Origin of the sequence: Bradyrhizobium sp. Pha-3, assembly GCF_042258615.1 — a bacterium.
In the GTDB taxonomy this organism is placed as follows: Bacteria; Pseudomonadota; Alphaproteobacteria; order Rhizobiales; family Xanthobacteraceae; genus Bradyrhizobium.
Window position 1 is genome coordinate 834,872 of the sequence record NZ_CP170152.1, and the last position, 13,433, is coordinate 848,304.

A 13,433-nucleotide genomic window follows, 5' to 3' on the forward strand; every position below is an offset into this window, starting at 1 on the left:
CGGTGCGATCATGAGCACTGAGACCGCGACCTTCCCGCGCGCGCGAGCCTCCGCGTTCTTTGAGCTCCCGGCCTGGTTCTGGATGGCGTGCGGCGTCTATGCGCTGCTGCTGTTCGTCGGCGACAGGCTGCTCGCCGATTCCGACACCTACTGGCAGATTGCCGTCGGCCGCTGGATCCTCGACCATCGCACGCTGCCGACTGTCGACATCTACTCGTTCACCAAGGCCGGTGAGCCGTGGGTGTCGTCGTCCTGGCTGGCGCAGGTTCTGTTCGCGAAGGCCTATGACCTCGCCGGCTGGACCGGTCCGGTGGCGCTGGCCGCCGCCTGCGCCGCTGCCAGCTTCGCGCTGCTCACCGCCATCCTCAGCCGCGCGGTGCCGACGATCTACGCGAGCCTGATCGCGCTAGCGGCGCTGGTTCTGACCTGCGGGCACCTGCTGGCCCGTCCGCACGTGCTGGTGATGCCCATCATGATCGTCTGGGCGAACGGCCTGATGACCGCCAGCGAACGCCGCAAGGCGCCCTCGTTCTGGCTGCTGCCGCTGATCGCGCTGTGGGCCAATCTGCACGGCGGCTTTCTATTTGGTTTGGTCCTGGCCGGCGCATTTGCGCTCGATGCGATGTGGAATGCCCTGCCGGCCCAGAGGTTGGCGCTGGCGCTGCGCTGGGGGGCGTTCGGCGTCGGCGCGCTGGCTGCGTGCTGCGTGACCCCCTGTGGCTGGGGCTCGATCCTCGCCTCGCTCAGGATTCTCGGCCTCGGTGAACTGCTGCATCTCATCACGGAGTGGAAGCCGGCGACGTTCGGCGAGATCGACCCGTTCGGACTATCGATCCTCGGCCTGCTCGGCGCTGCGCTCTATTACGGGGCGAGGTTGCCGCTGCCGCGAATCATCCTGGCGCTGGGCTTGCTGCACATGGCGCTGTCCCATGTCAGAAATCTCGAGCTGTTCGCCCTGCTGCTGCCGCTGGCCGTGCTGACGCCGGTCGCCACCCAGTTCGGGCTGCGTGCCGCCAGCGCCGTCCGCCCAAGAGTTGCTCCGGCCGCAATCCTTATCGTCGGGCTTTGCGCGTGGACCTCAGTCGTTGCCGCGCGCCAGGTCATATCGCCACCGCCGATCTATTCGCCGGCTGCCGCCGTTGACGCAATGAAGGGGCACAACGTCAAGCGCGTGCTCAACGATCTGCAGTTCGGCGGCTACCTGATCTGGCGTCAGATGCCCGTGTTCATCGACGGGCGCGCTGAACTCTACGGCGAGGCTTTCGGCATCAGCTTGGTCCGCGCGCTTCAGCTCAAGGACGTCAACGGTTTCCTCAATCTGCTCAAGACCCATGACATCGATGCGGTGATGCTCGATCCGACCACGCCGGCTTCCAAATTGCTGGACCACATCGGAGGATGGCAGCGCCTCTACGCCGATGAGCGCGTGGTCGTTCACGTCCGCGCCGCCAGTTGAAGCCGCCCGCCCAATGGCAGGACGACTGGATCGGCGACCGAACATTCCTGCGCGAGGGACCGGACGGTTAGCCGATCCGCTCGGGAAGTCGTGACATCCGCGCAATTCGGCGGTCGATCTTTGCTCTTCCTAAATGAATTGCCGTCAGATTTGCCAGGGTCGGGCGCCGGTCCGCAGCGTATCGCCTTTGCCGGCCTGTTAACGTCCCGGGGTAGAGTATGTCGTTTCAGTCCCAGCGTATTCGCGCCGTCACGCGCATTGGTTTCATCTCGATGGCCGCAGCCTTGCTGCTGGGGCCCGCACTCGCAACGGCAGCGCCGGATCCCGACCGGATCGCGGTCAATGTCGATCAGGCCAAGCTCGTCAAGCTGCCCGGCGGCATCGCCACGATCGTGGTCGGCAATCCCCTGATCGCCGACGTCACCTTGCAGAATGGCGGGGTTGTCGTGGTGACCGGCAAGGGTTATGGCGCGACCAATTTCATCGCACTCGACCGCTCCGGCCAGGTGCTGGTGGATCGCCAGATCCAGGTCGAAGGTCCGACCGATCAGCTCGTCACCGTCTATCGGGGCATCGATCGCGAGACCTATAGCTGCATGCCGGTTTGCCAGCGTCGCATCACCCTCGGCGACGGCGACGCCTATTTCAAGACGACCATGGAACAGGCCGGTACGCTCAACAATCAGGCCAGCGGCTCGGGCGGCGGCGCGAAGCCGCAGAACTGACGCGCGTCCGCTCGGGCGCTTCACACGCCGGGGCCTTGGCCGATCGCAGGCCGTTCGCCCGACATACCTAATAAAGGCCTAACGGATCGGGTCGCTCTGTCTCGATCCGGCGAAATACTTCGACAATGACTCTTGGGTAGTTGTTGCCACCATGTTGATCCGGGGTCGTTGATGCCGTTGCCCGCCAATTCTTTTGCGCGCCTCCTCCGTCGCTTTCGCCGTAACCGCAGTGGTGTGACCGCGGTCGAATTTGCGTTGGTCGCGCCGCTGTTTTTCGGGCTGCTCTTTGCGATCATCGAAGTGGCAATGATCTTCTTTGCCAGCCAGGTGCTCGAGACGGCGACGCAGGATTCGTCTCGCTTCATCATGACCGGCCAGGCCCAGGGCGCGAGCTATACCCAGGCGCAGTTCAAGGCCTACGTCTGTGGCCGCGTCACCAATGCGCTGTTCGACTGCAACAACGGCATCTATGTCGACGTCCGCAGCTATCCGTCTGCGACAGGCTTCAGCAGCGTCAACATCACGCCGATCTCCGATCCCACGCAGGTGAAATGGTGTCCCGGCAAGGACGGCGACGTCGTGGTGGTCCGGCTGTTCTATCAATGGCAGCTGTTTGTCACCCAGCTCGGCTTCAACGCCTCGAATCTCCCCGGTGGCAAACGGCTCCTGATCGCGACCGCGACATTCAAGAACGAGCCATCCGGAACCGCAGGGACCACATGCTCATGAGCAAGGTCGTGAAAACCCTGTCTGCCGCCTTGCTGCGCTCGGTTGCTGCTCTCGCGCGCGACCGCCGGGGCCTCGCCGCCGTCGAGTTTGCCTTCATCATGCCGCTGATGCTGGTGATGTTCTTCGGCACCGTCGAATTTTCATCCGGTGTCGCGGTCGACCGCAAGGTAACGCTGATGGCGCGGGCCGCGTCGGATCTCACCTCGCAGGCGACGCAGGTGGTGGATACCGACCTGCAAAACTTCTTCAGCGCCAGCGTTGGCATCATGACGCCCTACGATCCGTCACCGACCAAGGTCACGTTGTCGGAGATCTACGTCGATAACTCCAACATCGCGCACATACAGTGGAGCAAGGCCGGGACGATCGCCTCAGGGGCCACGCAGGCCACCCTGACGGCCTCAAGCCGCAGTCAGGGTGACATTGTAACAAGCATCGTTCCGCCGGCGTTGCTGGTTGCTGGCACCTATCTGATCTTCAGCGAAGTGAACTACAAATACGTCCCGGCCGTCGGCTATGTGATGGCCAAGGCCGGCATCAATTTCGGCGACGTCGCCTATACGCGGCCGCGGCAGTCGCGTTGCGTGTTCTATGCCCCGACCTCCGCCACCATGCCGACGACCTGCTCGACCTACTAGAGCGCTTTCGAGCGAAGTGGGCACCGGTGCGCGCGAAGTAATGCTCTAGGCTGCGCTGGCAGAGACGCGATCCAGACAAAAAGGGCCGCACCCGAAGGTGCGGCCCTTGATGCTTTGACGACAATTTCCTGGAGCTTCGCGCTCCCGGGAAATCGGCTTATCCAGCGGCGCGCAGGTTGTCGGCCGAGGATTTGCCGGAACGGCGGTCAGCAACGATCTCGTAGGAGATCTTCTGGCCTTCACGCAGAGTGCCAAGGCCGGCGCGCTCGACTGCACTGATGTGCACGAACACGTCGTTCCCGCCTTCATCCGGCTGGATGAAGCCGTAGCCCTTGGTCGCGTTAAACCACTTCACGGTTCCCATGCTCACGTGGGTAGTCCCTTCTCAGATATACAAGTTCAAGACCCGCTGATCGGCGGGGTGGTGAGATCGAATTTTTGGAAGGGTCGTCAGCGTCTGAACCGGCTGTACCGGTATTGGCTAATGTCGTCCGGCCGAAAATCGATGGGTAGGATATTATTCGATAGAAGGGCTCAAAACAATCCTGACGTGCGCGATTTTTTGGCCGGCGCAGCCGCCGGCCAATTGTTGCGCAGGACATCAGGACGCCCTGCGCGCAACAGTTGCAATGTCGAGCCTATCGGCGGCGGAACTGGCCGCCGCGCTGTGCGCCGCCCCGCGGCGGACCGCCGGGTGCGCCACTCGGACGTTCGTCCTTGTGCCGGAAAATCAGGCGGCCCTTTTCGAGATCGTAGGGCGACATTTCGATCGTGACACGGTCGCCGGCCAGCGTCTTGATGCGGTTTTTCTTCATCTTGCCGGCGGTGTAGGCGACGATCTCGTGTCCGGCATCGAGTTGCACCCGGTAACGAGCGTCGGGGAGGATTTCGGTCACCAGTCCTTCGAACTGGATCAGCTCTTCCTTAGCCATATGTTTCTCCAGATCGAGCGACGGCTAGTGCTTCGGTCGGTTGTTGCGGTTGGGTTGCGGATTCGGCCGGCTCTCGCGATGCAAGAAGGCGACGCCCTGGATGCCTTCGCTGCTGCCGGCCTGCGACGGACGCGGCGACTCGCCCCGGCTCGTCTGCGGCGCGCCATTATTACCACCCCGACGGCGGCGGCGGCGAGGGCCTTTTGCACCTGGAGCGGCCTCATTCCCACGGACATTATGCGCGCGCGGCGCAGAGCGGCCGCCCCGATGCGGCTGGGGGGCCTGCGCCGACGCGGCGGCCTCGCGGCTGCCCTGTGTGCGGCGGTCTTCCCGCGGCACGGTAATCCGGATCAGCCGCTCGATATCGCGCAGATAGCCCATCTCCTCGGCACCGGCGATCAGCGAGATCGCGACCCCGTCGGCGCCGGCACGCGCAGTGCGGCCGATGCGGTGGACGTAGGTTTCCGGGATGTTGGGCAGGTCGAAGTTCACGACGTGGCTGACGCCGTCGACGTCGATGCCGCGGGCGGCGATATCGGTCGCCACCAGCGTGCGGATCTCGCCGGAACGGAACGCCGCCAGCGTGCGCTCGCGGTGGTTCTGCGACTTGTTGCCATGGATCGCATTGGCCTCGATGCCGGCCTTGGCAAGGCTCTTCACCACCTTGTCGGCGCCGTGCTTGGTGCGGGTAAACACCAGGGCACGATTGACCGGCTCCTGCTTCAGAAGCTGGGCGAGAACCGTCGGCTTGGCCGCGAAATCGACCTGGATCGCGCGCTGGGCGATGCGATCGACCGTCGAGGCCACCGGCGTCACCGCCACGCGGGCCGGGTCGCGCAGCATCGCCTCGGCGAGCTCGGCGATGTCCTTGGGCATGGTGGCCGAGAAGAACAGCGTCTGCCGCCGGATCGGCAGCTTGGCGACGATTTTGCGGATGTCGTTGATGAAGCCCATGTCGAGCATGCGGTCGGCTTCATCGAGCACCAGGAACTCGACCTGGTTGAGCTTCAGCCCGTTGCTCTGCACGAGATCGAGCAGGCGGCCGGGGGTGGCGACCAGCACCTCGACGCCCTGCATCAGGGAGCGGACCTGGCGGCCCATCGGCACGCCGCCGATGGCGAGCGTCGAGGACAGCCGGATGTGGCGGCCATAGGTGTTGAAGCTGTCGAGGATCTGCCCGGACAGTTCGCGGGTCGGTGAGAGAACCAGCACACGGCAGCTCTTGGGCTGCGGACGGATGCGGCTCTCGAGCAGCCGGTGCAGGATCGGCAGCGCGAAGGACGCGGTCTTGCCGGTTCCGGTCTGGGCGATGCCGACGACGTCGCGGCCGGCAAGTGCGATCGGGATGGTCTGGGCCTGGATGGGGGTCGGCGTGAGATAATTTTCTTCTCGAAGCGCGCGGGCGATGGGATCGGCGAGGCCGAAATCCTGAAAGGAGGTCAAAAGGTGGTTCTTTCCATAAAAGCCGTCGTCGTCCCGGCCAGTATCGGCCGGAATCGCATGAAGGCATTCGGGGACACCCGCGTGTCTGGGGCGTCAAGCTTGGTTAGCTGAAAGGCGAGCCAGAAGCCGCTTGGGGCAGCTTGAACACGCAGCTCGCGAAGGCACCGCGATGTCGCGGGCATGGCGAGGATATGGACCAGGAACGGGGCGGTTTCAAGATGATATCGCCGGGATTGGTGCGCCGAATGCGCCGAACCATCGCGCAAACTGTCACAAATCGGTGCCGGAAATTTAGCCAAGAAGGCAATTTTGCCTACAAAATAATCTGTTTGCTCTTTCGGCAGCCAAGTTAACGGCTCAATGATTGGGCAATCGGTTTCCGTATTTGCCCGGAACTCATGAAATTATCCAGTTGGTTCATCGGCTTACGGTGCCCACGCACCGTGGCACAGTTCTTGCGATTCCCTTAACCGCAGGCGGCCAAGCGGTCGTTCGCAAGCGTTCCACGCTGCGTCAGGGAGACGACATTTCATGCTTACTCAGCTTACTCACAAAATAACGACGATGACCCGCCGCCGCGCGCTCGCGGCGACGGCCGGCCTGGTTTTGGGTCTGGCTGCGTCCTCGCCGTTCGCGCCCGCCCAAGCGGCCGACGACACCATCAAGATTGGCATCCTTCACTCGCTGTCTGGCACCATGGCCATCAGCGAAACCACGCTGAAGGACACGATCCTTTTCCTGATCGACGAGCAGAACAAGAAGGGCGGCGTACTCGGCAAGAAGCTCGAGGCCGTCGTGGTCGACCCCGCATCGAACTGGCCGCTGTTCGCCGAGAAGGCCCGCGAGCTGATCACCAAGGACAAGGTCGCGGTCGTGTTCGGCTGCTGGACCTCGGTGTCGCGCAAGTCCGTGCTGCCGGTGTTCAAGGAGCTGAACAACATCCTGTTCTATCCGGTGCAGTATGAAGGCGAGGAGTCCGAGCGCAACGTGTTCTACACGGGTGCGGCGCCGAACCAGCAGGCGATCCCCGCCGTCGACTATCTGATGAAGGAAGAAAAGGTGAAGCGCTGGGTGCTGGCCGGCACCGACTACGTCTATCCGCGCACCACCAACAAGATCCTGGAAGCCTATCTGAAGTCGAAGGGCGTCGCCCAGGACGACATCATGATCAACTACACGCCCTTCGGTCACTCCGACTGGCAGACGATCGTGGCCGACATCAAGAAGTTCGGCTCGGCCGGCAAGAAGACCGCCGTGGTCTCCACCATCAACGGCGACGCCAACGTTCCGTTCTACAAGGAGCTCGGCAACCAGGGCATCAAGGCGACCGACATTCCGGTAGTCGCGTTCTCGGTCGGCGAAGAAGAACTCGCCGGCATCGACACCAAGCCGCTGCTCGGCCATCTCGCCGCCTGGAACTACTTCGAGTCGATCAAGACCCCGGCGAACGAGAAGTTCATCAAGGAGTGGCAGGCCTACACCAAGAATCCGAAGCGCGTGACCAACGACCCGATGGAAGCACACTACATCGGCTTCAACATGTGGGTGAAGGCGGTCGAGAAGGTGAAGTCGACCGATCCGGACAAGGTGATCGACGCACTCCCCGGTACCGAGGCGCCGAACCTGACCGGCGGCGTGTCCAAGATGCTGCCGAACCACCACATCACCAAGCCGGTGTTCATCGGCGAGATCAAGGGCAACGGCCAGTTCGACGTGGTCTGGAAGACCCCGGGCCTGGTGGCCGGCGACGCCTGGTCGAAGGAGCTCGAGGGCTCCAAGGACCTGATCGGCGATTGGGTCGGCAAGAAGTGCGGCAACTACAACACCAAGACCAACAAGTGCGGCGGCCAGGGCTCCTGATACTGAGCTTGATCCGGAAAAGTGCGAAGCGGTTTTCCCTCGCGACAAACGCGGAACGCGTTTGCGCGGAGATCACGCTCAAACAGGACACCTGACCTCAACAACGACACAACACAACCTTCCAACACCGGAGAAGGCGGCACCGCTCGCCGCCTTCTCCTCCACTCCTGCCGGGGTACTGACGTGCTTGCTATTTGTATTGATCGCTTTCGTGCGCTTTGTCTCTCGATCCTGCTGCTGAGCTGCCTTGCCGTGCCGGCGCTGGCCGGCCCGTTCGAGGATTCGGTCGCCAAATTCGCCAATGACGAGTTCTCCGATACGGAGGCTGCGATCGGCGAGGTTGCCGCGTCGGGCAATGCGCTCGCCTCGCCCATCATCAGCGCGCTGCAGGACGGCCGGCTGTCGGCCGATCCCGACAGCAAGAAGGTCTTCATCACGCAGCCCGACGGCAAGATCGTCGATGCCGCGACCGGCGCTGCCGTCGACAAGCTGCCCGACAACGCCGCCGCGGTTCGGCTCAACAACCGCCTGCGCCGCACCGTGGAGGCCGCGCTCGGCGGCCTGACGCTGCTGTCGCCGGATCCGGCCAAGCGGCTCGCGGCTGCACAATCGGTGTTCAAGAGCCACGAGGAGAACCTGCTGCCGACGGTGGAGGGTGCGCTCGCCAAGGAGAGCGTCAAATCGATCAAGCAGGCCTTCGCCGAGGCGCGAGCCGCCATCATCCTGTTCAAGCCGGATGCATCCGACAGCGACAAGCTCGACGCCGTCGCCGTGGTCAAGGCCCGCGGCGATCAGGAGGCGCTGGCGCTGCTCACCGGGCTTGGCGACCAGCCGCCGCTGGTCGCCAAGGCGGCGGCAACCGCGGTCACCTCGATCCAGAGCAATCTCGCGATGTGGTCGATGGTGCAGAATGCCTGGTACGGCCTGTCGCTCGGCTCGGTGCTGCTGCTCGCCGCGATCGGGCTTGCCATCACCTTCGGCGTGATGGGCGTCATCAACATGGCGCATGGCGAGATGGTGATGCTGGGCGCCTACACCACCTTCGTGGTGCAGGAGGTGATCCGCACCCGCTATCCCGCACTGTTCGACTATTCGCTGCTGATCGCGGTGCCGCTCGCCTTCCTGGTCGCTGGCCTCATCGGCGTCGTGATCGAGCGCACCATCATCCGCTTCCTCTACGGCCGTCCGCTGGAGACGCTGCTCGCGACCTGGGGCCTGTCGCTGGTGCTGCAGCAGGCGGTGCGCACCGCGTTCGGCCCGACCAACCGCGAGGTCGGCAACCCGTCCTGGATGAGCGGCGCTTTCGAGCTCGGCCAGATCACCATCACCTATAACCGGCTCTGGATCCTCTGCTTCACGCTCGCCGTGTTTGCCATCCTGCTCGCGATGCTGCGCTACACCGCGCTCGGCCTCGAGATGCGTGCCGTGACGCAGAACCGCCGCATGGCGGCCTCGATGGGGATCGCCACCTCGCGCGTCGACGCGCTGACCTTCGGCCTGGGCTCGGGGATCGCCGGCATCGCCGGCGTGGCCTTGTCGCAGATCGACAATGTCAGCCCGAATCTCGGCCAGAGCTACATCATCGACAGCTTCATGGTCGTGGTGTTCGGCGGCGTCGGCAATCTCTGGGGCACGCTGGTCGGCGCCTTCACGCTCGGCATCGCCAACAAGTTCCTGGAGCCGGTGGCGGGTGCGGTGCTCGGCAAGATCGCGATCCTGGTGCTGATCATCCTGTTCATCCAGAAGCGGCCGCGCGGCCTGTTCGCGCTCAAGGGCCGGGCGGTGGAAGCATGACGCCGCATATCCTTACCCGTTCGCTCGACCGCGCCGCGACCGCGTTCGTCCTGCTCGTCGCCGCGGTCGGCGTGCTGATCCCGCTGTCGAACCTGCTGCTGCCGCAGGGCTCGATGTTCCAGGTGCCCACCTATCTGGTGGCGCTGTGGGGCAAATATGTCTGCTACGCCATCCTCGCGCTCTCGATCGATCTGATCTGGGGCTATTGCGGCATCCTCTCGCTCGGGCACGGCGCGTTCTTCGCGCTCGGCGGCTACGCGATGGGCATGTATTTGATGCGGCAGATCGGCAGCCGCGGCGTCTACGGCAATCCGATCCTGCCCGACTTCATGGTGTTCCTGAACTGGGACAAGCTGCCCTGGTACTGGTACGGCTTCGACAAGTTCTGGGTCGCCGCGTTGATGGTGCTGCTGGTGCCGGGCCTGCTCGCCTTCTGCTTCGGCTGGCTCGCGTTCCGCTCGCGCGTCACCGGCGTGTATCTGTCGATCATCACGCAGGCGATGACCTACGCGCTGCTGCTGGCGTTCTTCCGCAACGATTTCGGCTTCGGCGGCAACAACGGCCTGACCGACTTCAAGGACATCCTCGGCTTCAACGTGCAGGCCGAAGGCACCCGTGCCGCGCTGTTCCTGCTGAGCTGCCTGGCGCTGATCATCGCCTTCCTGATCTGCCGCGCGATCGTGACCTCGAAGCTCGGCAAGGTCCTGATCGCGGTGCGCGATGCCGAAAGCCGCACCCGCTTCCTTGGTTATCGCGTCGAGTCCTACAAGCTGTTCGTGTTTACGCTGTCGGCCTGCATGGCCGGCGTCGCCGGCGCGCTTTACGTGCCGCAGGTCGGCATCATCAATCCGAGCGAGTTCGCACCCGGCAATTCGATCGAGGCGGTGATCTGGGTCGCGGTCGGCGGCCGCGGCACGCTGATCGGCGCCGCGCTCGGCGCCGTCGTCGTCAACTACGCCAAGACGTTCTTCACCTCGGGACCGCTGGCGCCGTACTGGCTGTTCATGCTGGGCGCACTGTTCATCCTGGTCACGCTGCTGTTGCCCAAGGGCATCGTCGGCACCTTCAACAGCTGGTGGGAGCCGATCAGGGCAAGGCGCAACTCTCCCGACGCGGAGAGTGCCGCGCGCGAAGACGGCGTCGGCGCACCGAACCTGGCGGAGTAGGCAGATGAACGTCATGGATACCCGCGCCACTTCGGCCATGCTCTATCTCGACGGCGTGCACGTCTCGTTCGACGGTTTCCACGCCATCAACAATCTGTCGCTGACGCTCGCGCCCGGCGAGATGCGCGCCATCATCGGCCCGAACGGCGCCGGCAAGACCACGATGATGGACATCATCACCGGCAAGACCAAGCCGGACCAGGGCACCGTGCTGTTCGACGGCACTGTTGACCTGACCCGGCTCGACGAGACCCGCATCGCCGAGCTCGGCATCGGCCGCAAATTCCAGAAGCCGACGGTGTTCGAGAGTCAGACCGTGCAGGACAATTTGCTGCTCGCGCTCAATGTCGATCATTCCGTGCGTGGCACGCTGTTCTGGCGCGGCAGCAACGCGGAGTCCGAGCGCATCGACAAGGTGCTCGAGACCATCCGCCTGACCGATGCGCGCAACCGCCTCGCCGGTAGCCTGTCGCATGGCCAGAAGCAGTGGCTCGAGATCGGCATGCTGCTGGCGCAAGATCCGAAGGTGCTGCTGGTCGACGAGCCGGTCGCCGGCATGACCGATGTCGAGACCCATCTGACCGCGGAGCTGTTGAAGCAGATCAACAAGAATCACACCATCATGGTGGTCGAGCATGACATGACCTTCGTGCGCGAGCTCGGCGTCAAGGTCACCTGCCTGCACGAAGGCACGGTGCTCGCCGAAGGTTCGATCGACCAGGTGTCGTCGAACGAGCGGGTGGTCGAAGTGTATCTGGGGCGCTAGGCGATGCTGAAGATCGACAACATCAATCTCTACTACGGCGCTGCGCAGGCGCTACGCGGGGTTTCGCTGACCGCGGAGCCGGGCAAGGTCACCTGTGTGCTCGGCCGCAACGGCGTCGGCAAGACCTCGCTGCTGCGCGCCATGGTCGGCCAGTATCCGATCGCGTCCGGCGCGATCAATTTCGACGGCAAGGACATCACCGCGCTCAAGCCCTATGAGCGGGCGCGGCGCGGCATCGGCTTCGTGCCGCAGGGCCGCGAGATCTTCCCGCTGCTCACGGTCGAGGAAAACCTCAAGACCGGCTTCGGGCCGCTGAAGCGCGAGGACCGCAACATCCCCGATGACGTGTTCTCGCTGTTCCCGGTGCTGCAGACCATGCTGGGCCGCCGCGGCGGCGACCTCTCCGGCGGACAGCAGCAGCAGCTTGCGATCGGCCGCGCGCTGGTGATGCGGCCAAAGCTCCTGCTGCTCGACGAGCCGACCGAGGGCATCCAGCCCTCGATCATCAAGGACATCGGCCGCGCCATCTCCTATCTGCGCAACCTCGGCAACATCGCGATCGTGCTGGTCGAACAATATCTCGACTTTGCCTGCGAACTCGGCGACAGTTTTGCCGTGATGGACCGGGGTGCGGTGAAATATGCCTGCGATCGCGCAAGCCTCGACCCCGCCGAGATCAGCCGCCAGATGGCGCTGTGAAGATGATGTGACGTCGCCTCGTGCGGCGCGCGCAAGGGAGCATCGGGGGAATGCGGACCGGGATCGCAGGCGCGGCAGCGGCGACGTTTGCGGCAAACCGCGCGCAAGGTGCGGTCAGGTTCGGCGTGCATCGCAAGGATGGCGCCACCCGCCGCGGTGATCTCCATGAATCGGGCTCGCTGCGCGTCCGGTTTCCGTCGCCGGAGGACGACGGCTTGTCGGCGATGTTCGTCAATACGGCCGGCGGCATTGCCGGCGGCGACCGGTTCGAGATTGCGATCGCAGCCGGCGAGGGCACGCGCCTGACCCTGACCACGGCGGCCGCCGAAAAGGTCTATCGTGCGCCGGCAGCGGCGGCGCGGCTCGACATCGCGCTGAAGGTTGCTGACGGTGCGCATCTGTCCTGGCTGCCGCAGGAGACCATCCTGTTCGACCGCGCCCGCATTCATCGCCGCTTCGACATCGACCTGGCCGAGGGCGCTTCGCTTTTGCTGTGCGAGATCGTGGTGTTCGGCCGCGCCGCGATGGGTGAGACCATGCGCCACGGCGAGTTCGTCGACCGCTGGCGGATGCGGCGCGGCGGCCGGCTGGTGTTTGCCGAGACCATCCGCCTTGACGGCGAGATCGGTGACAAGCTGGCACGGCCCGCGATCGCGGGGGGCGGCTGCGCGATCGGCACCGCGCTGATCGTGCCGGGCGACGAGGCGCTGATCGCGCGCATCCGCGCGGCGACGGACAGCTTCGGCGGCGAGGTCGGCATCTCGGCCTGGAATGGCTTTGCAATGGCGCGCTTCTGTGCCCAAGATGCGGCCCGGCTGCGCGCCGACATGATGGCGGTGCTCGGCCGCGCCTCCTTGGTGCCGCTGCCGCGGCTGTGGCTCAACTAGACCTTTCAAGAACGATCAGAGTGCTCGCATGAATTTGTCTCCCCGCGAAAAGGACAAGCTGCTGGTTTCGATGGCGGCCATGGTGGCGCGCCGCCGGCTCGAGCGTGGCGTCAAGCTGAACCATCCCGAAGCGGTGGCGCTGATCACCGATTATATCGTCGAGGGCGCACGCGACGGCCGCACCGTCGCCGAACTGATGCAGGCCGGCGCCAAGGTCCTGACCCGCGCGCAGGTGATGGATGGCATCCCGGAAATGATCCACGACATCCAGGTCGAGGCGACATTCCCCGACGGCACCAAGCTCGTCACCGTGCACGAACCGATCCGATAGGAGCGCG

At 64.4% G+C, this 13,433-nt stretch carries 14 protein-coding genes; 11 read left to right on the forward strand and 3 right to left on the reverse strand.

Annotated features, from left to right (window positions below):
• Positions 1–10 precede the first annotated feature (10 nt).
• The 4 genes from ACE10Z_RS03885 to ACE10Z_RS03900 all read left to right on the forward strand — a co-directional run bounded on the left by ACE10Z_RS03885 (position 11) and on the right by ACE10Z_RS03900 (position 3,548).
• Entirely contained in the window at positions 11–1,456 is a 1,446-nt protein-coding gene (locus ACE10Z_RS03885; RefSeq protein ID WP_375786760.1) for a hypothetical protein, read from the forward strand.
• A 218-nt stretch (positions 1,457–1,674) separates the two neighbouring features.
• Positions 1,675–2,181 (forward strand): pilus assembly protein N-terminal domain-containing protein, encoded by a 507-nt coding sequence (locus ACE10Z_RS03890; protein WP_375786761.1) that lies wholly within the window; start codon positions 1,675–1,677, stop codon positions 2,179–2,181.
• Positions 2,182–2,352: 171 nt separating this feature from the next.
• Positions 2,353–2,910 carry a TadE/TadG family type IV pilus assembly protein gene (locus tag ACE10Z_RS03895; protein WP_375786762.1) on the forward strand — a complete coding sequence of 186 codons (558 nt, stop codon included), beginning with the start codon at positions 2,353–2,355 and terminating at the stop codon, positions 2,908–2,910.
• A complete protein-coding gene (locus ACE10Z_RS03900; RefSeq protein WP_375786763.1) occupies positions 2,901–3,548 on the forward strand; it encodes a TadE/TadG family type IV pilus assembly protein in 648 nt (215 codons plus the stop codon). Before ACE10Z_RS03895 ends, ACE10Z_RS03900 begins: the two co-directional genes overlap by 10 nt.
• 157 nt (positions 3,549–3,705) lie before the next feature.
• Here ACE10Z_RS03900 and ACE10Z_RS03905 read toward each other — a convergent pair whose 3' ends face one another.
• The 3 genes from ACE10Z_RS03905 to ACE10Z_RS03915 all read right to left on the reverse strand — a co-directional run bounded on the left by ACE10Z_RS03905 (position 3,706) and on the right by ACE10Z_RS03915 (position 5,923).
• A complete protein-coding gene (locus ACE10Z_RS03905; RefSeq protein WP_016842648.1) occupies positions 3,706–3,918 on the reverse strand; it encodes a cold-shock protein in 213 nt (70 codons plus the stop codon).
• A 268-nt stretch (positions 3,919–4,186) separates the two neighbouring features.
• Entirely contained in the window at positions 4,187–4,480 is a 294-nt protein-coding gene (gene infA, locus ACE10Z_RS03910; protein WP_016842649.1) for a translation initiation factor IF-1, read from the reverse strand.
• Positions 4,481–4,504: 24 nt separating this feature from the next.
• Positions 4,505–5,923, reverse strand: coding sequence for a DEAD/DEAH box helicase (locus ACE10Z_RS03915; RefSeq protein ID WP_375786764.1), 1,419 nt, complete (start codon positions 5,921–5,923; stop codon positions 4,505–4,507).
• A gap of 531 nt (positions 5,924–6,454) precedes the next feature.
• Here ACE10Z_RS03915 and urtA point away from each other — a divergent pair.
• The 7 genes from urtA (at position 6,455) to ACE10Z_RS03950 (ending at position 13,426) form a co-directional block, all read left to right on the forward strand.
• Positions 6,455–7,783 (forward strand): urea ABC transporter substrate-binding protein, encoded by a 1,329-nt coding sequence (gene urtA, locus ACE10Z_RS03920; RefSeq protein WP_097673797.1) that lies wholly within the window; start codon positions 6,455–6,457, stop codon positions 7,781–7,783.
• A gap of 198 nt (positions 7,784–7,981) precedes the next feature.
• Complete coding sequence (gene urtB, locus ACE10Z_RS03925) at positions 7,982–9,577, forward strand: urea ABC transporter permease subunit UrtB (RefSeq protein WP_375790096.1); 1,596 nt, start codon at positions 7,982–7,984, stop codon at positions 9,575–9,577.
• Complete coding sequence (gene urtC / locus ACE10Z_RS03930) at positions 9,574–10,743, forward strand: urea ABC transporter permease subunit UrtC (RefSeq protein ID WP_375786765.1); 1,170 nt, start codon at positions 9,574–9,576, stop codon at positions 10,741–10,743. Before urtB ends, urtC begins: the two co-directional genes overlap by 4 nt.
• Before the next feature lie 4 nt (positions 10,744–10,747).
• Positions 10,748–11,509: an urea ABC transporter ATP-binding protein UrtD gene (gene urtD, locus ACE10Z_RS03935; RefSeq protein WP_375786766.1), complete on the forward strand. Its 762-nt coding sequence runs from the start codon at positions 10,748–10,750 to the stop codon at positions 11,507–11,509.
• Positions 11,510–11,512: 3 nt separating this feature from the next.
• Positions 11,513–12,208 (forward strand): urea ABC transporter ATP-binding subunit UrtE, encoded by a 696-nt coding sequence (gene urtE / locus ACE10Z_RS03940; RefSeq protein ID WP_092119000.1) that lies wholly within the window; start codon positions 11,513–11,515, stop codon positions 12,206–12,208.
• A 50-nt stretch (positions 12,209–12,258) separates the two neighbouring features.
• Positions 12,259–13,095 carry an urease accessory protein UreD gene (locus ACE10Z_RS03945; RefSeq protein WP_375786767.1) on the forward strand — a complete coding sequence of 279 codons (837 nt, stop codon included), beginning with the start codon at positions 12,259–12,261 and terminating at the stop codon, positions 13,093–13,095.
• Between the two features lie 28 nt (positions 13,096–13,123).
• A complete protein-coding gene (locus ACE10Z_RS03950; RefSeq protein WP_063695274.1) occupies positions 13,124–13,426 on the forward strand; it encodes an urease subunit gamma in 303 nt (100 codons plus the stop codon).
• Positions 13,427–13,433 lie beyond the last annotated feature (7 nt).